This is a genomic window from Amycolatopsis sp. WAC 04197, from assembly GCF_003947475.1.
Taxonomy (GTDB): Bacteria; Actinomycetota; Actinomycetes; order Mycobacteriales; family Pseudonocardiaceae; genus Amycolatopsis; species Amycolatopsis japonica.
This window is the reverse complement of record NZ_QHJK01000004.1, coordinates 244,080-262,909: the sequence shown is the minus strand read 5'-3', so window position 1 is coordinate 262,909 and position 18,830 is coordinate 244,080. Positions and strand designations below refer to the sequence as shown.

Genomic DNA, 18,830 nt, shown 5'->3' with positions numbered 1-18,830 from the left:
AAAGGCGCGTGCCTTGCCCCTGTGTGAGGCAAGGCACGCGCCGTTTCCGCTTATCGGGTCACTTCTCGCTGGAGTTGTCCTCGGAGTGATCACCCGGCATGGCCGCCTCGGTGAGCACCTGGGACGGCGCCCGGTGGGTGTTGACCTTCTGCTTCCCGAAGAAGCCGATCTCACCCTCCTTGTGGATGCGCTCCATCATGTGCGGGTAGTGCAGCTCGAACGCCGGGCGCTCGGAACGGATCCGCGGCAGCTCGGTGAAGTTGTGCCGCGGCGGCGGGCAGGACGTCGCCCATTCGAGCGAGTTGCCGTAGCCCCACGGGTCGTCCACCGTGACGATCTCGCCGTACCGGTAGCTCTTGAAGACGTTCCAGATGAACGGCAGCGTCGAGGCACCGAGGATGTACGCGCCGATCGTGGAGATCGTGTTCAGCGTCGTGAACCCGTCGGACTGCAGGTAGTCCGCGTACCGGCGCGGCATGCCTTCGGCGCCGAGCCAGTGCTGCACCAGGAACGTGGCGTGGAAGCCGATGAACGTGGTCCAGAAGTGCCACTTGCCGAGCTTCTCGTCCATCATGCGGCCGGTGATCTTCGGGAACCAGAAGTAGATCCCGGCGAACGTGGCGAACACGATCGTGCCGTAGAGCACGTAGTGGAAGTGCGCGACGACGAAGTAGCTGTCGGACACGTGGAAGTCGATCGCCGGCGCGGCCAGCATGATGCCGGTCAGACCGCCGAAGAGGAACGTGACGATGAAGCCCATCGAGAAGATCATCGGCGTCTCGAAGGACAGCTGGCCCTTCCACATCGTGCCGATCCAGTTGAAGAACTTCACGCCGGTCGGGACCGCGATCAGGAAGGTCATGAAGGAGAAGAACGGCAGCAGCACGGCGCCGGTCGCGTACATGTGGTGCGCCCACACGGCCACCGACAGCGCGGCGATCGCCAGCGTCGCCCAGACCAGGCCCTTGTAGCCGAAGATCGGCTTGCGGCTGAAGACCGGGAAGATCTCCGACACGATCCCGAAGAACGGTAGCGCGACGATATAGACCTCTGGATGGCCGAAGAACCAGAACAGGTGTTGCCAGAGGATCACGCCGCCGTTCGCGGGGTCGAACACGTGCGCCCCGAGATGCCGGTCCGCCAGCAGGCCCATCAGGGCCGCGGTCAGGATCGGGAACGCCAGCAGGATCAGGATGCTGGTGACCAGGATGTTCCAGGTGAAGATCGGCATCCGGTACATCGTCATACCGGGGGCGCGCAGGCAGATCACCGTGGTGATCATGTTGACGCCACCGAGGATGGTGCCGAGACCGGACACGACCAGACCGGAGATCCACAGGTCGGCGCCGACGCCGGGCGAGTGGATGGCGTCCGACAGCGGGGTGTAGGCGAACCAGCCGAAGTCGGCGGCGCCACCCGGGGTCAGGAAGCCGGACATCACGATCAGGCCGCCGAACAGGTACAGCCAGTACGAGAACGCGTTCAGCCGCGGGAACGCGACGTCGGGCGAACCGATCTGCAGCGGCAGGATGAAGTTCGCGAAACCGAAGAGGATCGGCGTCGCGTACAGCAGCAGCATGATCGTGCCGTGCATGGTGAACAGCTGGTTGTACTGCTCCTGCGAAAGGAACTGCTGCCCGGGACGCGCCAGCTCGGAGCGGATCAGCATCGCCATCGCGCCGCCCACCATGAAGAAGGCGAACGACGTGACCAGGTACATGATGCCGATTTGCTTGTGGTCCGTCGTGCGGAACAACCGCAGCAGGTACGAACCCTTAACCGACTCGCGCGCGGGATACGGGCGCGTGGCGATCGGCTTGGGGGCTACGGCCGTCACTCCTGCCTCCAACACTCAAACCTTGTGGTGGTCAATTTGCGGTCGCCGGGCGGGTTCGGGACCCAATCCGGCGGCTAGTGGGGATCGTAGCCCTCACTACCGACAGTCGCGCGCACCGGCTGGCAAGATCGGGCCGTGACCGACGAACACACGCGTGCGGGAGTGGCCGCGGCGCTCGCCGTCGGTGCCCGGTACGGGCTGCCGACCGGCAGTCCCGACGTCCTGCATTTCAAGTCGAACGTGCTGGTGAGACTGGGTCCGGTGGTGGCACGGGTGCCCGGCACGACCCGGCTCGCCCGGTCGTCGCCCGAGGACTGGCTCGCGCGCGACGTCGAGCTGTCGAGGCACCTCACGGAACGTGATGTGCTCGTCGTCTCACCGACCACGGATCCCCCGGCAGGACCGCATTTCGCCGACGGACTGCCGGTCACTCTCTGGCACTACACGCCGCACGAGCCGGGCCACACGCTGCCGCCGCGCGAGGTGGCGCTTTCCCTCGCCCGGGTGCACGACGCGCTCGCGGACTACCCCGGTGAACTGCCCGAACTCGGGCCCGTCCGCGAACTCCGGACGGTGCTCGACCGGCACGGCGCGGTCATGGGCGGTGCGGCGCCCCGGTTGTACGACGAACTCGAACGGGTCGCGGCGGCGCTTCCGGACGACGAGGCCCGGCCGCTGCACGGAGACGCCCATCGGGGGAACGTCGTCGCGACCGCGGCCGGGCCGTGCTGGCTCGACTTCGAGGACACCTGGCGCGGGCCGCTCGGCTGGGACCTCGGCGTGCTCTACGCGGAGGCCGGGCGCGCGACCCTGGACGCGTACCCGGCGGACGTGGCGCCTTCGTCGCTGGAGCCGTTCATCGCGTTGCGGCGGTTGTTCGAGGTGCCGTGGCGGTTCGTGATCGCGCAGCGGTTCCCCGAACGGCTCCCGGAGGCCGAAGCCGCCCTGGAGCGCTACTTCTCCTCCCGCGTTTAGTCCTCTGAATGCGGTCGTTGCACGCGCAAGTACCGCATCGAGAGGACTAAACGCCGGACATCAGGAGCTCAGCCGCCACATCGACGCCGTCCGTTCGCACCTCGCCGCCGACCTGCCGGGCCCTGGAGGCGACTTCGGAGCGAAGCACCTCGCCCAGGGCGAGCGTCAGCGCTTCGACCGAGGGCTCCCCCGTGATCGACGTCCCCACCCCGAGATCCCGCACCCGCTGCGCGAAGTAGGGCTGGTCGAACATCTGCGGCACCAGCACCTGCGGCACCCCGGCCCGGGTCGCCGCCGTGGTCGTGCCGGCACCGCCGTGATGCACGACGGCCGCGACCCGCGGGAACAGCGCCTGCTGATTGACGTCCCCGATCGCGATGCAGTCGGGTTCGTCGTCGATCGGCGCCAGACCGGTCCAGCCCCGGAACACGATCGCCCGCCGTCCGTGCGCCCTCGCCGCCTCGATCATCGCCTTCGCGATCTCCTCCGGCGCGCGGATGCTCCCGAATCCGAAGTAGACGGGCGGTTCCCCGTCGTCAAGGAACGCCTCCAGTTCCGGCGACAGCGGGCTGTGGTCCGGCAGCAGCCAGGCACCGGTCTGGTGGACGTCCAGCGCCGACGGGCCCCGCCACGGCGCCAGCACCGGATCGGCGGCCAGCCACGGACGCTCGGTGAAGATGTGCCCGCGCACGTCGTCGACCGGCGGCAGGCCCAGCAGTTTCCGCTGAGCGTCGAGCACGTCGCCCCATTGCGCGTTCCACCGTTCCGCGTCGTCGGCCCACAAGGCCGGGATGTCGGCGTCGGGATTCTTCGGCGCCCATCCCGGGAAAACGGGCGGACGATGGTGCAGTGAAGGCAGCGTTATCGGGCAGTAAGCGGTGAAGAAATACGGAATCCCTTTTCGCTCGGCCACCGAATGGGCGGCGATGTTCAAGGCCATTCCCGCGACGACGGCGTCGCAGCCCTCGGCCACATCCGGCATCGTCTCGAACTGGTTCACCACCATGGCCTCGGCCATCGCGCGCCGCCCTTCCGGCGTGGCCATCGCCTTGGTCATCGCGGAATCCGGCTTCGCCGTCGACCGCAGTTCCGGCCCCAACGGCGCGAAGGAGATCCCGAGACCTTCGGCCCACTCACGGAAATCCGGCGGTGCGCAAAGCCGGACTTCCTGGCCCAGTTCCCGCAATCGCACCGCCAGTGCCACCAGCGGCTGCACCTCACCCCTCGTCCCGATGGTGGACAGGAGTACACGCATGGGAATCCCCCTTCGGCAAAAACGTGAAGGCACGAATTGTGGACCGGGAACGGGGGCTTGCCGCAAGCCCCGGGGTCCGCTATACCTTTAAAGGGGCGAGGGGAACCTTTTCTTACGCGGGATACCAGCCCAAGATCGCTTCGACGACTCCGGCCGGATCCTCCAGCGGCGTCAGATGTCCCGCCTCCGGCAGCACCACCAATGTCGCGTCCGGCAGCGTTTCCACCAGGGTGTTCGCCGCTTCCAACGGGGTCAGGCCGTCCTCTTCGCCGACCACGACCAGCGCCGGCACGTCCGCCGAACGCAGCGTTTCGAGCGAATCGGGCCGGGCCGCCATCGCGCGCGCCGCCCACGCGATCCCGGACGGCGGCTGCGTCGTGATCAGTTCCCGAAGCCGTTCGACCACTTCCGGGCGCGCTTTCTCCGCGAGCAGTCCGGGCGTGACGGCATCGGGCATCCAGCCGGCGCCCTCCGCTTCGACCCGGGCCGCGACGTCGTGCCGGGCTTGCGCGGCTTCCGGGGTGTCAGCGGTCGCCTTCGTGTCGATGAACACGAGCCCGCCCACCCGTTCCGGCGCGAGGCGCAGCACCGCCATCGTCAGGTAGCCGCCCATCGAGCAGCCGCCGAGGACGACCTTGTCGAGTTCCAGCCGGTCGAGCAGCGCGACCACGTCGCGGGCGGCGTCCTCCAGATCCGGCTCCCGGTCCGTTTCCGGCAGCGGGCTGCGGCCGAGGCCGCGCTGGTCGGGGGTGATCAGCCGCAGACGTTCCGAGAGCGGCGCGCGGACCGCGTCCCACATGCGGGCGTCGACGGGGAAGGCGTGCAGAAGGACCAGCGGGAGATCGTTCATGGCGATAATTCTGTCGCACCCTGGCGCTACCGTCAGATCCGTGCTGACAGAGATCAAGACGGAGAGGCTGCTGCTGCGGAGGCTGCGCGAGGCGGACCGCGAGAACATCGTCGCGCTGCAGGCCGATCCGGAGACGAACAGGTTCAACCCGGAGCCGCACACCGTCGAGGGTGCGAACGAGCTGTACGACGCTTGGCTGAAGCAGTGGGCCGAGTACGGGTTCGGTTATCTCACGGTGTCCGCTTCGGACGATCCGGAGACGATCCTCGGTTTCGGCGGCGTCCGCTATCACGAATGGAACGGCGAGCGCGTGCTGAACCTCGCGTACCGCTTCTGGCCGTTCACCTGGGGCAAGGGCTACGCGACGGAGATGGCGGCCGCCGTCGTCGAGTGGGCGGAGCGGGAGATCCCTGACGTCCCGGTGATCGCCAACATCATGGCGTCCAACGAACCGTCCATCCGAGTCGCCGAGCGGCTCGGTTTCAAGATCCACACGGAGGAGGAATTCGCGGGAGAACCTTCACTGCACCTGCGGCGCTGAAGCTCACCAGCGGCCGAGTCACCAACGACCTGGCCTTCGCCGGGACCGCGCGCCCCAGCACGCCTTGTGCCAATGGCGGCGGTCGGCGACGCCGCCGGTGTCGTCGGCGGGCCAGGCGACCACATGCGGGGTCCCCTGCCGGATCTCGTGATCGCAACCGGGACAGCGGTAGTCCTTGGTGGCCTGCGCGCCGGGCACGGTGCGCACCAGCCATTCGCCGTCGGAGGCGGATTCGGAGCGCGCCCAGCCGGTCGACGCGCCGAGGTCGGGGCGCCCACCGCGTTCGGGCCGGTTACGTCGTGGCACGCCCGGAACGGTATACGGCGGGCCCGGCCGGCCGCCGACGTACGCGCGCAGGGTCACACCTGGTCCGCCTTCCATCAAGCGTGTCGTCCGTCTGATCACGCATGACGTCCGCCGAATCACGCGTGACGTCCGGCCGATCACGCGTGATTGAAGCCGGAACACGTGTGATCGAAGGCGTAACTCGGGGGTCAGCCGCCGAAGTAGGCGCCCGGCGTCACGCCGACCGCGCGGCGGAACGCGGCGACGAAAGCGCTCGGCGAGGAGTAGCCGATCCGACGGGAGACCGCGGTCAGCGGCATGCCCTCGGCCAGCAGCGGCAATGACGCGCGCAGGCGCGCCTGGACCCGCCACGCGCCGAACGTCGTGCGGCACTCGGTGAGGAACAGCCGCGCGAGGGTGCGTTCGCTCGCGCCCGCGTGCCGGACGAAATCGGCGAGGGCGCGGCGGTCCGCGGGATCGGCGATCACCGCCCGCGCGACGGCCAGCGCACGTTCGTCGGACGGCATCGGCACGGTGATCGGCACGACGTCCACCGGTTCGAGCAGGTCGAACGCGACCGCCTCGGCCCGGCGGCGCGCGTCGTCGCCGAGGTCGGTCGCGCCGAGGTGCTCCAGCAGTTCGCGCAGCAGTGGACGGACGGCGACGAGCGTCGGTTCGGGCCAGCGCACCGGACATCGGTCCCGGGCGGCGTAGATCCCCCGCAACACGGTCTGCGCGGTGGCGCCGGTCCGGTGGACGACCCCGGCCGGGATCCAGAGCGCCCGCGTCGGCGGCAGCACCCAGTACCGCTCGCCGACGTTCACGCTCAGGATCCCCCGCGCCGCCCAGGCGAGCTGGTGGCCGTCGTGTTCGTGCCAAGGGAGCCAGGTGCCCGCGGGCAGGTCCATCTCACCGAGCACCATCGCCGTGGACATCGGCGGCAGGAGTCCGATATTCGACATCGGTTGGCAGCCTATCGCCTATCGGTCACCGTTAGCTTCGGACGCATGCCGATGAACCTGGTGCACCGCAAACTCTGCAGTTCCGCCCTGTGGGCGAAGGCCGTCGCGGCAGAGATGCCGGGCAACGTCGCCGGTTTCGACCTGGGCGACTCCGTCCTGGAGATCGGGCCCGGCTTCGGCGCGACCACGCGCGCGCTCGCCGGGCTCGTCCCCCGGCTCACCGCCGTCGAGATCGACGAGGCGTCGGCGGACCTCCTCAAACGGGAATTCGACGGCCGGGTGCGGATCGTCCAGGGCGACGGGGCGGCGATGCCCTTCGAGGACGGTGAGTTCTCCGCGGTCGTCTGCTTCACGATGCTGCATCACGTGCCGACGACGGCGTTACAGGACTCGATCTTCGCCGAGGCATTCCGCGTGCTCCGCCCCGGCGGTGTCCTGCGCGCGATCGACAGCCTGGCGAACGCGCCGTTCCGGCTCCTCCACCTCGGCGACACGATGAACGCGCTCGACCCGGTCTCGCTCTGGCCCCGGCTCACCGACGCCGGATTCACCGACATCAAGGTCGACCACATACCCAAGCGCTCCGTGAAGTTCTCGGCGAGGAAGCCCGCCTAGGGGGTCGCTCGCGAGAAGTCCGGGCACAGCAGGGGTTTTAGGGGCTGTCCCGGCGCTGGGCGCCTCCTAGCGTCAGGTTCATGAATCGTCTGTTTCGCGGTTTTGCGGCGATCGTCGCCGGCACCGCCTTGTTCTCCGGAACACTCGCGGCCGGTCAGGCCGTCGCCGCCCCCGCCAGGGAAGGTCTGCAAAAGGCGCTGGACGACGCCGTCGCCGCCGGCGCGCCCGGTGCGTACGCCGCGGTGCTCGACCAGGACGGTGGCTGGTACGGCCGGAGCGGCGTCGGCGACGTCACGACGGGCGGCGCGCCGGACCCCCGCGGCCGGTTCCGGGCGGGCAGCATCACCAAGAGCGTGGTCGCCACCGCCGTGCTGCAACTGGCCGGCGAGGGCAAGGTCGGCCTCGACGACCGCGTCCAGGACCGCCTTCCCGGGCTGCTGCCCTACACCGAGCCGATCACCGTGCGGCAGTTGCTGCAGCACACCAGCGGGATCCCGGCGACCGACCGGTGGAACAGCCTCCCGGAGATCGACACGACCCGCTGGCGGCACCAGTCACCGGACGAGACCATCCGGCTGGGGACCGAGGGCAAACCGCTGGCCTTCCCGCCCGGTCAGGGCATGGTGTACTCCAACACCAATTACGCCGTACTCGGGAAACTCGTCGAAAAGCTCACCGGCGACGAGCTGAATTCCGTGCTGCAGCGCCGGGTTCTCGACAAGGCGGGAATGCGGGACAGCTCTCTCCCGTACCGCTATCCCTACGTCCACCACGCGGCAGCCCGTGGTTACGAACGGCTGTACGGTCCCGACGCGCCGCTGACCGACGTCACCGACTACGAGATGTCGCGGTTCTGGGGCTCCGGGAATCTGATCTCCACCGCCGACGATCTGAACCGGTTCTATGGCGCCGTGTTCACCGGACGGCTCTTCCCCGCGGCGCAGCTTGCCGAGATGCGCAAGACCGTGCCCAGCGGCGTTCCCGCGGTGGACTCGGGCCTCGGCGTCATGCGGCTCCGGCTCCCGCAGGGCTGCGCCGCGCCGGAAGCTTGGGGCTTCAACGGTTCGGTGCCCGGCTACAACACCTGGAGCATGCGGACTTCCGACGGCACCAGGCAGATCACGGTCGGCGTCACCACGAACCTGACCTCCGAAACCGCGCGCTCGGCCGTGTTGCGCGCGATGTTCGCCGAGTTCTGCGGCTAGCCGCGCGCGAGGACCAACGGGACGAGTTGCTCGGCGGGGGTCAGCGAGCCGTGCTGCCCGACCAAAGAGGACTCGACGGCCTCCGCCAGTTCTCGCACGAGCCCGAAGCGTCCCTTCGCCGCCACGACCACGTCGCCGATACGCGGGCGGACCCGATCGGAGACCGGCCCGAACCAGCCCGCCTCGACGGCCTCGTCGCGCGGGAGGATCCAGGCCCGGTCTCCGATCACCTCGCGCCACGCCGCCAGGACGTCGGCCTCCGCGCCCGTTTCGCTGTAGACGTGCCGCGCTCGGACCTCGCCCCCGATGGCCCGGACGCCGCCGAGCAGCGCGGGTGTCTCGTCGATGTCGAGCGCGCCCTCGACGGTCACCATGCCGTGGTCGGCCACGACGGCGAGGAGCGCGCCCGGCGGTAGACCGTCCACAAGGGACTCGACCAGCCGGTCGACCTGCCGCAGCTGCATCCGCCACGGCGCCGAACCGGGCCCGTAGATATGGCCCATCATGTCGAGTTCGCTGTGATAGCCCCAGCAGAACGCGGGCCTCGCTTCGAGGCAGTGCAGGACGCAGGCGGCGAGGTCGCCGAGCGCGTGGACGCCCACATAGCGCGCGCCGGACTGCGTCGCCCGGGTGAGCGCGGTGTCGGCGAACTTCGCCGAGGACACCACGCTGGTCGTGATCCCGGCGGCGGCCGCGCGTTCGAACGTCGTCGGCAGCGGCTGTACCTCGCGCGGCGGCAAGGCCCCGCGGAGATCGCCGCCGTCCACGTGGCTGCTCCAGCGCAGCGCGTTCAGGACGCCGGTGCCCGGCACCTCGAAGCTGTATCCGACCAGGCCGTGCTCCCCCGACGCCAGCCCCGTGCCGATCGCGCCGAGCCCGGCCGCCGTCGTCGCCGGGAAACCGACCCGCAGCGGCGACTTCGCCAGCTGGGTGAGCACCGGCGCGTCGGCGGGGTGCTCGGCCAGCAGCTCCCAGCCGAGACCGTCGATCAGCAGGACACAGGCGCTGGACGCCTCCGCCAGGCTCAGCGAATTGGCGAACCCCTCGGCGCCGAGGGCGGAAAGCACGGACGGGACGACTTGGCCGAGATGCGGCACATGCGCCGCGACAGGCAGTTCCACCCGGCCAGCTTGCCATCCCGGCGGCCGGAAGGAGATGGGATAATGCCGGAATGCCGACCTACGCCTACCGCTGCCGCGAATGCGCCGGAACCTTCGAACTGCTGCGGCCGATGAGCGAGTCCGGTGCGCCCGCGCCGTGTCCCGAGGGCCACCAGGACACCGTCAAGCTGCTGACGACCGTCGCGCTGACCGGGTCCGCCTCCGGTCCGGCCCCCGTTCCCGCAGGTGGAGGCGGTTGCTGCGGCGGAGGCTGCTGCGGCTGACCCACCCGTTCGGGTGGCGTAACGTGTGATCGCCCGAATGGCGGGTACCCCCTTCCCACCAGTCTGGAAGCTCCAGTGGTGGGAAGGGAGAAAGTCCAGTGGCCACATCAGCACTGGCGGCCGTCGACTTCGGTCAGGGCGTGTCGAGCGCCTGGAGTTCGGTCGCCACCTTCGTCCCGAAACTGCTCGCGTTCCTGGTCATCCTGTTCATCGGCTGGCTGATCGCCAAGGCGCTCTCGAAGGCCGTGAGCATGGTGCTCGAGAAGGTCGGGTTCAACCGGCTTCTCGAACGCGGGGGCTTCAAGCAGATGCTCGCGCGCAGCCAGTTCGACGCGTCGGGCATCATCAGCAAGATCGTCTATTACGCGATCCTGCTGATCGCCCTGCAGTTCGCGTTCGGCGTGTTCGGCCCGAACCCGGTGAGCGCGCTGCTCAACGACATCGTCGCGTGGCTGCCGCGTGCCATCGTCGCGATCGTCATCGTGGTGATCGCCGGGGCGGTCGCCAAGGCGGTCAAGGACCTGATCGGGAACGCCCTCGGCGGTGTCTCCTACGGCAAGGTGCTCGCCACCATCGCCTCGGTGTTCATCTGGGGCCTCGGCGCGATCGCCGCGCTGAACCAGATCGGCGTGGCCACCGCGGTCACGATGCCGGTGCTGATCACCGTGCTCGCCACGGTCGGCGGTATCGCCGTCGTCGGTGTCGGCGGTGGTCTCATCAAGCCGATGCAGCAGCGCTGGGAGACCTGGCTCGGCCGGGCCGAGGCGGAGATCCCCGCCGCGAAGGCGCAGGCCGAGGCCTACCAGCGTGGTCGTGAGGACGCGGGCCGCTCGGGTGAGGTGCCGACGGAGCGGACGGCGGTCAGCCAGCCGGTGTCCGCCGGGCATCACGCCGCGAACCCGAACGCGCCGACGCAGCACCAGCAGTTCCCGCCCAGCCAGGGTCAGGTGCCGCAGCACCAGGATCCCGGCCAGCGGCCCCCCGGTGGAAACATGCCCCCTCCGCCGGAGTACCGCTGACCTTCCACGGGAGCGGGTGGGGCGTCCGGCCGCCCTACCCGTTCCCGGTCGGCTGGGTCCGCCGGTCGTCCATCGAGGCGGCCAGCGAACACACGCCGACCAGCCGCGCGGTCACCCAGTCGCTGGTGGTCCACGCGGTCAGATCGGCCGGAGCACGGAACGTCCAGCCCTTGGCCTTCGCCTCGTCGAGCAGCCCGCGCGTGTAGCCGGCGAGCAGGACGACCCCGGCCACCGCCGCCGAGCCTTCGACCCCGACCGCGAGGATGTCGCGGACCGCGGCGGAGTGCTGATCGAAGACGGCGGACAGCCCGGGCACGGCCGCCGCGGCGGCGAGCCCGGCCACACCGATCTGCTGGTGCAGCCGGGAAAGCGTGCTACGAGCCGAAGATTCCACCCAGGACGAGACCAGATCTTTCACCCGACCAGGTTAGCCAGGCCGGACGATTTGTCGACATCCCGGTGATGACGATCGCAGAACTCAGCACGCTTTGAGTGCTTGATCCAGGTCGTGCCACAGGTCCTCGACGTCCTCCAGCCCCACCGACATGCGGATGAGCCGGTCGGTGACCCCCGCGCCGCGCCGGTCGTCCTCGGCGACGATCCGGTGGCTGATCGAGGCGGGATGCTGGATGAGCGAATCCACACTCCCGAGGCTGACGGCCGGGGTGATCAGCCGGACCGCGCCGATGAGCGCGTGCGGATCGCCGTCGACCTCGAACGCGATCAGCGGACCACCGACGGCCGGGTAGTGCACGGCGCTCACATTCGCGTGGCCGCGAAGCCGCTCGACGAGTTCGGCGGCCGTCGCGGACGCGGCGTTGACGCGCAGCGGAAGGGTCGAGAGACCGCGAAGCAACATGTATCCGGCGAGCGGGTGCAGCACGCCTCCGGTGGCGAAGCGGATCTGCCGCAGCATCCCCGCGTCTTCGGCGCTGCAAGCCACCACGCCGCCCATGACGTCGCCGTGCCCGCCGAGGAACTTGGTCGCGCTGTGCAGGACGAACCGGGCGCCGTGCCGTCCCGGCCGCTGGAGCACTGGGGTCGCGAAGGTGTTGTCGACCAGCACCGGGACCTCGCCCGCGGCACGGACGATCTCGGCGATGTCGACCTCGCGCAGGGTCGGGTTCGCGGGGGTTTCGAGCAGCACCAGCCCGGTGTCGGGACGCAGCGCCGAGGCGACGCCCTCCGGATCGGCCCAGGTCACCTCGGTCCCAAGCAGCCCGGACGTGAGCATGTGGTCGGTGCAGCCGTAGACCGGCCGGACGGCGACGACGTGCCGCTTGCCCTGTGCGACGGCGGCGAGCAGCGAGGCCGAAACCGCGGCCATGCCGGTGGCGAACGCGACGGCGTCTTCGAACCCTTCGAGTTCGGCCAGTGCCTTCTCGAAGCGCTCGACGGTCGGGTTGCTCAGCCGCCCGTAGACCGGGAGCCCGGACAGCGAGCCCGAGGCGGCGAATTCGTCGATGCGGCCCGCCTCCTCGACGCTGTCCCGCGACGGGTAGGTCGTGGACAGGTCGAGCGGAGCGGCGTGGACGCCGAGGTCCGTGAGATCGTCACGGCCGGCGTGGACGGCTCGGGTGCGCAGCGTTGCGGTCATACTCCAGATGGTGCGATTTTCTCCGGATCGGCCGCAATATCCTCGGATATCATTCGCCGATGTCGGATTCCGTCGAACTGAGTACGGTTGATCTTCGAATTCTGCGGCTCTTGCAGAACGACGCCCGGATCTCGAACAAGGATCTGGCGGCCGAAGTCGGCGTCGCGCCCTCGACCTGTCTCGACCGCGTCAACCGGCTGCGCGAGCTCGGGGTGATCATCGGCCAGCACGCCGAGGTGGACGCGGCCAAACTCGGCCGCCCACTCGAAGCGCTCCTGTTCGTGCAGGTCCGCCCGCACCGGCGCGCGCTGGTCGATTCGTTCGTCGAGCATCTGCTGGCGTTGCCCGAGGTCCGCGCCGTCTACCACCTGACCGGCCCGGACGATTTCCTCGCGCATGTCGCCACCGCGTCGGCGACCGAGCTGCAACGGCTGGTGCTCGACGAACTGACCGCCCGTGACGAGGTCGCCAGGGTGCACACGAACCTCGTCTTCCAGCACTGGAGCGGGGGACCTTTGCTACCACCCGGCTGATCAGGCGATCCGGACCTTGAACGGATGCCGCGGATCGGTGGGGCAGGTGAAGATGTTCAGCACTCCCCGGTCGCCGAACGCCCAGCACGCCGGTTCGTCGTCGTCGACCCCGCAGCCGCAGCCGACCTCGTGTTCCTCCGTGGCCAGCGCGAGCGTCTGTCTCAGCTCGGCACCGCATTCCCGGCAGTCCAGGTCGACACGGCCGGCCGCGTGCCAGGCCGTCCAGCCGCCGATCTTCGCGTAGTGGTCCAGCTCGGGCCAGCCGTCCGGGTCTTCGCTCGCGCCTTCGGGGATGCCGAGCGCGGCGCGGGTCTCCGGCGGGAAGTCGCAGAGGCGCGGCAGCTCGTCGATCGAGCACGGTTCGAAGACGCAGGGTTCCGGCAGGTAGGCGTCTTGGGCGTCCTCGGGTGCGGGCGGCGGCTCCGCGATGTCCCCCACCTCGGCGGAATCGCGCCACACCAGCCGGACGGCGGGGCCGCGGTGGTACGGGTTGTCGTGCTCCAGCGGGCAGAACAGGATCTGCAGCACGTCGGTGCCCTCCGGGAAGGGCAGCTCCGGGAAGTCGTCGCGGAAGAACTGCGCCGCGCCGACCATCGCCGGGACCGGCTCGTCGAGCGGATGACCGGCCGGCCACGCGTCGTCGGACGCGTCGGGGTCCGGTGGCCAGGTCACCGGGCACTCCGGCCATGGCTCGTCCGACGGCCAGAGCAGCGGGCCGCCGAAGTGGCTTTCGTCCGGACGGGGCAATCCCGGCGCGGGATGCAGCCGGATGGCCGTCCGGACCAGGTCGTTCAGGCCGGGGATGGGCACCCCGTCGTATGTGAGCTGACGCACTCCCGGGAGCTTAGAGGTCCGGCAGCGGATCTTCAGGTTTTGCCCGCATGATCTCGGCGTCGGCGGCGTGCACGACGGCGATGTACTCGTCGTCGATCTCGTAGTCGACGCCGTTGAACTTGAACCACGGGACGGTCGACGTGTCGACCGGCCCGATCCGGTGGTTCCGCAACGTCGTCGCGACGACGCGTTTCGGCGTCTTCCGGCTCAGGTACCCGGTGGTCAGGATCGTGATCGTCTTGCGGGTCACCGCGAAGAACACTCCCGGGTTGGTGCTGCCGAAGACGTCGGCTGGGAACACGTAATGGATCTCGTCGTCCGGATCGAGGAGCTCCTTGATCCGTTCCCTGACCCCCGCGGAAACCGGCATGGCACCCAAGTTACCGCGCCGAGTAGTCCTTGAACCCCTTCCCGGTCTTGCGGCCGAGCCGACCGGCGGTCACAAGGTGCTCCAGCAGCGGCGCCGGCGCGAAGCCCTCTTCGCGGAACTCGTTGTACAGCGTCCGCTGGATCGCCAGCGAAACGTCCAGCCCGACGACGTCGAGCAGCTCGAAGGGACCCATCGGCAGCCCGCAACCCACCTTCATCGCGGTGTCGATGTCGTCGGCCTCCGCGTAGTGCGCTTCGAGCATCTTCACCGCGTCGTTCAGGTACGGGAACAGCAGCGCGTTGACGATGAACCCGGCCCGGTCGCCGCAGTGCACGGGGTGCTTGCCCACGGCCGCGCAGACGGCGTCGACGGTCGCGATCACGTCGGGAGCGGTGGCGATGGTGGAGACGACCTCGACGAGTTTCATCACCGGCGCCGGGTTGAAGAAATGCACGCCGACCACGTCGGAAGGGCGTGAAGTGGCGGCCGCGCATTCGATGACCGGCAGCGAGGACGTGGTGGTCGCCAGGACCGCGCCCGGTTTCACGACGTCGTCGAGCGCGGCGAAGACGGCCTGCTTGACGGCCAGGTCTTCGGCCACCGCCTCGACGACGAGGTCGACATCGGCCAGTTCCTCGAACTCCACGGCGGGCGAGATCCGGCCGAGCGCGGCCGCGGCGTCCTCTTCGGACAGCTTGCCCTTGACGACGGCCTTGTCCAGCGACTTCTTCACCCGCGCGACCGACGCCGCGGCCTTCTCCGCGCTCCGGGCGCGCAGGATGACCTCGTAGCCGCGTTTCGCGAACACCTCGACGATGCCCGTCGCCATGGTCCCGGTCCCGACGACGCCGACCTTGCGCACCTCACGGGGCGCCGCGGTGTCCACTGTGGACTTCGTGACCGCGTCGGTCACCGTCGGCGAATCGGGCTCGTCGTAGGTGTAGAAACCCCGGCCTGTCTTCCGGCCGAGCAACCCGGCGGTGATCATCTGCTTGAGCAGCGGCGCCGGCGCGTGCAGCCGGTTGCGCGACTGGTGGTACATCGTGTCGAGGATCTCGTACGCGGTGTCCAGCCCGATGAGGTCGAGCAAAGCCAAGGGCCCCATGGGATATCCGCAGCCGAACCGCATCGCCGCGTCGAGGTCCTCGCGGGTGGCGTAGCGCTGCTCGTACATCCGCACGGCGTGGTTGAGGTACCCGAAGAGCAGGGCGTTGGCGATGAACCCGGCGCGGTCGCCGATCACCACCGGGGTCTTGCCGAGCCGTTCGGCGAACGCGACGACGTCGGTGACCACGTCGGGTTCGGTGACGACGGTGCGGACGATCTCGACCAGCTTGAGGATCGGCGCCGGGTTGAAGAAGTGCATCCCGACGACCTTGCCCGGCCGCGCGGTGTGCACGCCGATCTCGGTGATCGACAGCGAGGAGGTGTTCGAGACGAAGATCGTGTCCGGGCCGGTGATCTTGTCCAGCTGCGCGAACACGTCGGATTTCGCTTCGAGGTTCTCCGGGATCGCCTCGATCACCAGGTCCACATCGGACAATTCCGCCAGCGACGTGGTGTACCGGATCCGGTCCAGGAGCGCGCTCCGGCCGTCGGCGTCGAGCTTGCCGCCGGACACCGCCCGTTCGGTCGAATGCTCCAGATGACCCCGGCCGCGGTGGACGCCGTCGTCGTCGATCTCCACCGCGACGACGGATACGCCGCTCCGCGCGAGCACCTCGGCGATCCCGGCGCCCATGGTGCCGAGACCGATGACTCCCACACTCGAGATTTCCCGCGCCACAACCGGCCTCCGGAGGTTACTCGCTGGTAGTTTCTCCGATCGTGCCATGCCGGGGCGCGGAAAGCAGCGGCTGTCACCCTCCGAATCGAGTAAGTGTCACTCGCGGACGAGGACCGGAGGACACTTTTCCTCCGGCGCCGATGGCCGGATCAAGGGACCTTTGCTACCACCCGGCCGGTTCCCAGGCACCGTTGGTCCGCCGACAAGGATCCTCAAGTCCGTGAAGGCCTCCTTGAGGGACTCAGAGTCCCTCAAGGAGGCCTTCACGGACTTGAGAATATGGACAAATATTCGCAAATCGGGCAATTCACCACAGCGGGCGTCCTCTATGGACAATCAGGTACATGAAGTGCCCCTTCACCGCGCTAGACGCAAGGAAGGGGGCCTTCATGTACTTGGGGCAAGTCCGTGAAGGCCCCCTTCCCTACCCTCAAGGTAGGCAAGGAGGCCTTCACGGCACGACGGCCCGGCTCACTCGCCGAAGTTCTGCTCCACCAGATCCTTGACCTTGGTGAGTGCTTCGTCGGCCTGCGCGCCCTTCGCGCGGACCTCGATCCGGTCGCCCTGGCGCGCGCCGAGCGCCATCAGCGCGAGCACGCTGTTGGCGTCCGCGGTCTCGTCGCCCAGCCGCACGGTGACCTGCGCGTCCAGCCCCGCGATGCTGCGCACCAGTACCGCGGCCGGCCGCGCGTGCAGCCCGACGTCGTTCCGCAGCGTGAGTTCGACGCTGCGCTCGCCGTCCTGCGCGCCTTCGTCGAAAGTCAGGTCCGGGGGTGCTCCCGCCGAGGCGGCCGCTTCGGCGACGGCCTTGCGGTCCGCCCCGCCCTGCGCCGCGACGGCGGCGGCGATCGCGCCTTCGACCAGCGGCGCGTCCACGACGACCGCGGCCGACGGGTCGGCGAGCGATTCGACCGCCAGTTCCGCGGTCATCTGCGCGCTGCCCAGGTCGTACAGCAGGACGACGCCCGATCCCGAATCGGCGCGCTGCGTCGCGGCGACGACCTCGTCGTAGTCGGTTCCGATCCCGCCGTCGGCCAGGCCGCCCGCCGGCGCGATGGTGACGTCCGGCGCCATCTGCGCGGCGAGTTCCGCGAGTCCTTCGGCGAGTTTGGCGCTGTGGGAGACGAGCACGATTCCGACGCTCACTGGGCGGCCTCCGCGAAGGCGCGCAGCAGCAATGCCGTCGAACGGGCACCAGGATCCATATGCCCCTTCGCCCGCTCACCGAGGTACGACGCGCGCCCCTTGCGCGGTACGAGGTCCACAGTGGACTCGGCACCCTTGTCGGCGGCGTCGGCGGCCGCGGACAGGATCGCCGCGACGCCGTCGCCGACGGCCTCCTCGGCGGCGGAGACGGCGGGGATCAGGGCGTCGACCATGGTCGCGTCTCCCCCGACGGCCTTGCCGCGCGCCTGCACTCCTTCGAGCGCCGCGCGCAGGGCCTCGACCAGCAGCGGACCGTCCACTTCGGCCGCGTCGCCCAGTTTGACCGACGCGCGCAGGAAAGCCGTGCCGTACAACGGGCCCGCCGCGCCGCCGACCTTCGAGATCAGCGTCGTGGCGGCGAGTTTCGCGACCGCGGCGGGGGTCTCGGGGGTGGCGGAGTCCAAAGCGGACACGATGGCGGTGAAGCCCCGGTCCATGTTCTCGCCGTGGTCGGCGTCGCCGATCGCGCGGTCGAGGTCGACCAGTTCGGCACGATGCTCGGCGATCACCTCGGCCGCCGCCCGCAAGGCGGCGGCGAGCGTCTCGGCGGTGCAGGCCATCAGACTCCCCACCTCAGGGCCGGGGTGTTCACCGGCGCGTCCCACAACTCGGTCAGCTCGTCGTCCAGTTTCAGCAACGTCAGGCTCATCCCCTGCATCTCGAGGCTGGTGATGTACGGCCCCACCAGCCGCCGTTCGACCACGATCCCACGCTCGGCCAGCAGCCGCTCGGCGATCCCGTGGGCCAAGTACAGCTCGACCAGCGGGGTCCCGCCCATCGAGTTCGTGAACAGCAGGACCTTGTCGCCCTCGGCGAAGGGCAGGTCCGTGACCACCGCTTCGACCATGCGCGCGACGAGTTCGTCGGCCGTCGTCACGGCGGTCCGCTCGATACCGGGCTCGCCGTGGATGCCGATGCCGAACTCGATCTCGTCGTCGGCGAGGTCGAAACTCGGCTCGCCCGCGTGCGGCACGGTCGGCGCGGTGAGCGCGACGCCGATCGACCGGACCTGGCCGATCACCTTGCGCGCCAAGGCCTCCACCGCGTCGAGCGTGTCGCCCCGTTCGGCCGCGGCGCCGGTGATCTTCTCCAGCAGCACCGTGCCGCCGACGCCACGACGGCCGGCGGTGTAGGTGGAGTCCTTGACCGCGACGTCGTCGTCGATGACCACGCTGCGCACGTCCAGCCCTTCGGCGGCGGCGAGTTCACCGGCGGTCTCGAAGTTGAGCACGTCGCCGGTGTAGTTCTTCACGATCAGCAGCGCGCCCGCGTCCCCGGTGGTCGCCTTGACCGCGGCTTCCACGGCGTCCGGCGTCGGCGAGGTGAACACGGCGCCCGGGACGGCGGCGGCGAGCATGCCCTGCCCGACGAAGCCGCCGTGCAGCGGCTCGTGCCCGGAACCGCCGCCGGAGATCACCGCGACCTTGCCCGCCAGTGGCGCGTCCACGCGCACCACGATCGCCGGGTCGTCCTCCACGCGCAGGACGTCCGCGTGCGCCGCGGCGAGTCCGCGCAACGATTCCGCGACCACCGTCTTCGGGTCGTTGATGATCTTCTTCAAGGTGGCCTCCGGCAC

21 protein-coding genes are annotated in these 18,830 nt (G+C 69.5%); 7 read left to right on the top strand and 14 right to left on the bottom strand.

Annotated features, from left to right (window positions below; genetic code table 11):
* Positions 1–58: 58 nt before the first annotated feature.
* Positions 59–1,837 (bottom strand): cytochrome c oxidase subunit I, encoded by a 1,779-nt coding sequence (gene ctaD / locus DMC64_RS18045; RefSeq protein ID WP_038509006.1) that lies wholly within the window; start codon positions 1,835–1,837, stop codon positions 59–61.
* 135 nt (positions 1,838–1,972) lie between these two features.
* Between ctaD and DMC64_RS18040 the strand changes: the two genes are divergently transcribed.
* Complete coding sequence (locus DMC64_RS18040) at positions 1,973–2,812, top strand: phosphotransferase (RefSeq protein ID WP_125734456.1); 840 nt, start codon at positions 1,973–1,975, stop codon at positions 2,810–2,812.
* 46 nt (positions 2,813–2,858) lie between these two features.
* On the opposite strand, the gene DMC64_RS18035 is transcribed toward DMC64_RS18040, so the two are convergent.
* Both DMC64_RS18035 and DMC64_RS18030 read right to left on the bottom strand, forming a co-directional pair.
* Positions 2,859–4,067 carry a glycosyltransferase gene (locus tag DMC64_RS18035; protein ID WP_125734455.1) on the bottom strand — a complete coding sequence of 403 codons (1,209 nt, stop codon included), beginning with the start codon at positions 4,065–4,067 and terminating at the stop codon, positions 2,859–2,861.
* A 112-nt stretch (positions 4,068–4,179) separates the two neighbouring features.
* The gene (locus DMC64_RS18030; protein ID WP_125734454.1) at positions 4,180–4,917 is read right to left on the bottom strand and encodes an alpha/beta fold hydrolase; all 738 of its coding nucleotides are present in this window, start codon (positions 4,915–4,917) and stop codon (positions 4,180–4,182) included.
* A gap of 40 nt (positions 4,918–4,957) precedes the next feature.
* Between DMC64_RS18030 and DMC64_RS18025 the strand changes: the two genes are divergently transcribed.
* Positions 4,958–5,458 carry a GNAT family N-acetyltransferase gene (locus tag DMC64_RS18025; RefSeq protein WP_125734453.1) on the top strand — a complete coding sequence of 167 codons (501 nt, stop codon included), beginning with the start codon at positions 4,958–4,960 and terminating at the stop codon, positions 5,456–5,458.
* Positions 5,459–5,476: 18 nt separating this feature from the next.
* Here the strand turns inward: DMC64_RS18025 and DMC64_RS18020 are convergent, their stop codons facing one another.
* Entirely contained in the window at positions 5,477–5,764 is a 288-nt protein-coding gene (locus DMC64_RS18020) for a hypothetical protein (RefSeq protein WP_037342519.1), read from the bottom strand.
* Positions 5,765–5,952: 188 nt separating this feature from the next.
* Positions 5,953–6,705, bottom strand: a complete 753-nt coding sequence (locus DMC64_RS18015; protein ID WP_233629692.1) for a helix-turn-helix transcriptional regulator — start codon at positions 6,703–6,705, stop codon at positions 5,953–5,955.
* A 51-nt stretch (positions 6,706–6,756) separates the two neighbouring features.
* On the opposite strand from DMC64_RS18015, the gene DMC64_RS18010 reads away from it, so the two are divergent.
* The gene (locus tag DMC64_RS18010; RefSeq protein WP_125734821.1) at positions 6,757–7,320 is read left to right on the top strand and encodes a class I SAM-dependent methyltransferase; all 564 of its coding nucleotides are present in this window, start codon (positions 6,757–6,759) and stop codon (positions 7,318–7,320) included.
* An 80-nt stretch (positions 7,321–7,400) separates the two neighbouring features.
* Complete coding sequence (locus tag DMC64_RS18005; RefSeq protein WP_125734452.1) at positions 7,401–8,525, top strand: serine hydrolase; 1,125 nt, start codon at positions 7,401–7,403, stop codon at positions 8,523–8,525.
* Here the strand turns inward: DMC64_RS18005 and DMC64_RS18000 are convergent.
* Positions 8,522–9,646, bottom strand: coding sequence for an alkaline phosphatase family protein (locus tag DMC64_RS18000; RefSeq protein WP_125734451.1), 1,125 nt, complete (start codon positions 9,644–9,646; stop codon positions 8,522–8,524). The genes DMC64_RS18005 and DMC64_RS18000 overlap by 4 nt on opposite strands.
* 50 nt (positions 9,647–9,696) lie before the next feature.
* Between DMC64_RS18000 and DMC64_RS17995 the strand changes: the two genes are divergently transcribed.
* Positions 9,697–9,909 carry an FmdB family zinc ribbon protein gene (locus tag DMC64_RS17995; RefSeq protein ID WP_016336811.1) on the top strand — a complete coding sequence of 71 codons (213 nt, stop codon included), beginning with the start codon at positions 9,697–9,699 and terminating at the stop codon, positions 9,907–9,909.
* 98 nt (positions 9,910–10,007) lie between these two features.
* Positions 10,008–10,928 (top strand): hypothetical protein, encoded by a 921-nt coding sequence (locus tag DMC64_RS17990; RefSeq protein ID WP_125734450.1) that lies wholly within the window; start codon positions 10,008–10,010, stop codon positions 10,926–10,928.
* A 34-nt stretch (positions 10,929–10,962) separates the two neighbouring features.
* Here DMC64_RS17990 and DMC64_RS17985 read toward each other — a convergent pair whose 3' ends face one another.
* Together DMC64_RS17985 and DMC64_RS17980 are read right to left on the bottom strand one after the other, a co-directional pair.
* Positions 10,963–11,346, bottom strand: coding sequence for a DUF6401 family natural product biosynthesis protein (locus DMC64_RS17985; RefSeq protein WP_125734449.1), 384 nt, complete (start codon positions 11,344–11,346; stop codon positions 10,963–10,965).
* 60 nt (positions 11,347–11,406) lie between these two features.
* Positions 11,407–12,525 (bottom strand): PLP-dependent aspartate aminotransferase family protein, encoded by a 1,119-nt coding sequence (locus DMC64_RS17980; protein WP_125734448.1) that lies wholly within the window; start codon positions 12,523–12,525, stop codon positions 11,407–11,409.
* Positions 12,526–12,584: 59 nt separating this feature from the next.
* Here DMC64_RS17980 and DMC64_RS17975 point away from each other — a divergent pair, with 59 nt between their 5' ends.
* Positions 12,585–13,058 carry an Lrp/AsnC family transcriptional regulator gene (locus tag DMC64_RS17975; protein WP_125734447.1) on the top strand — a complete coding sequence of 158 codons (474 nt, stop codon included), beginning with the start codon at positions 12,585–12,587 and terminating at the stop codon, positions 13,056–13,058.
* Here DMC64_RS17975 and DMC64_RS17970 read toward each other — a convergent pair whose 3' ends face one another.
* The 6 genes from DMC64_RS17970 to dhaK form a co-directional block, all read right to left on the bottom strand.
* Positions 13,059–13,892, bottom strand: a complete 834-nt coding sequence (locus DMC64_RS17970) for a hypothetical protein (protein ID WP_037341470.1) — start codon at positions 13,890–13,892, stop codon at positions 13,059–13,061. It lies immediately after the preceding gene.
* Between the two features lie 10 nt (positions 13,893–13,902).
* On the bottom strand, positions 13,903–14,262 hold the full coding sequence (locus tag DMC64_RS17965) for a hypothetical protein (protein WP_125734446.1): 360 nt from the start codon (positions 14,260–14,262) through the stop codon (positions 13,903–13,905).
* Positions 14,263–14,272: 10 nt separating this feature from the next.
* On the bottom strand, positions 14,273–16,048 hold the full coding sequence (locus DMC64_RS17960; RefSeq protein WP_125734445.1) for a 3-hydroxyacyl-CoA dehydrogenase family protein: 1,776 nt from the start codon (positions 16,046–16,048) through the stop codon (positions 14,273–14,275).
* A gap of 471 nt (positions 16,049–16,519) precedes the next feature.
* Positions 16,520–17,194: a dihydroxyacetone kinase phosphoryl donor subunit DhaM gene (gene dhaM / locus DMC64_RS17950; protein ID WP_125734443.1), complete on the bottom strand. Its 675-nt coding sequence runs from the start codon at positions 17,192–17,194 to the stop codon at positions 16,520–16,522.
* Positions 17,191–17,814 (bottom strand): dihydroxyacetone kinase subunit DhaL, encoded by a 624-nt coding sequence (gene dhaL, locus DMC64_RS17945; protein ID WP_125734442.1) that lies wholly within the window; start codon positions 17,812–17,814, stop codon positions 17,191–17,193. Before dhaL ends, dhaM begins: the two co-directional genes overlap by 4 nt.
* Positions 17,814–18,815, bottom strand: a complete 1,002-nt coding sequence (gene dhaK, locus DMC64_RS17940; RefSeq protein ID WP_072030429.1) for a dihydroxyacetone kinase subunit DhaK — start codon at positions 18,813–18,815, stop codon at positions 17,814–17,816. The genes dhaL and dhaK overlap by 1 nt, the downstream gene beginning before the upstream one ends.
* Positions 18,816–18,830 lie beyond the last annotated feature (15 nt).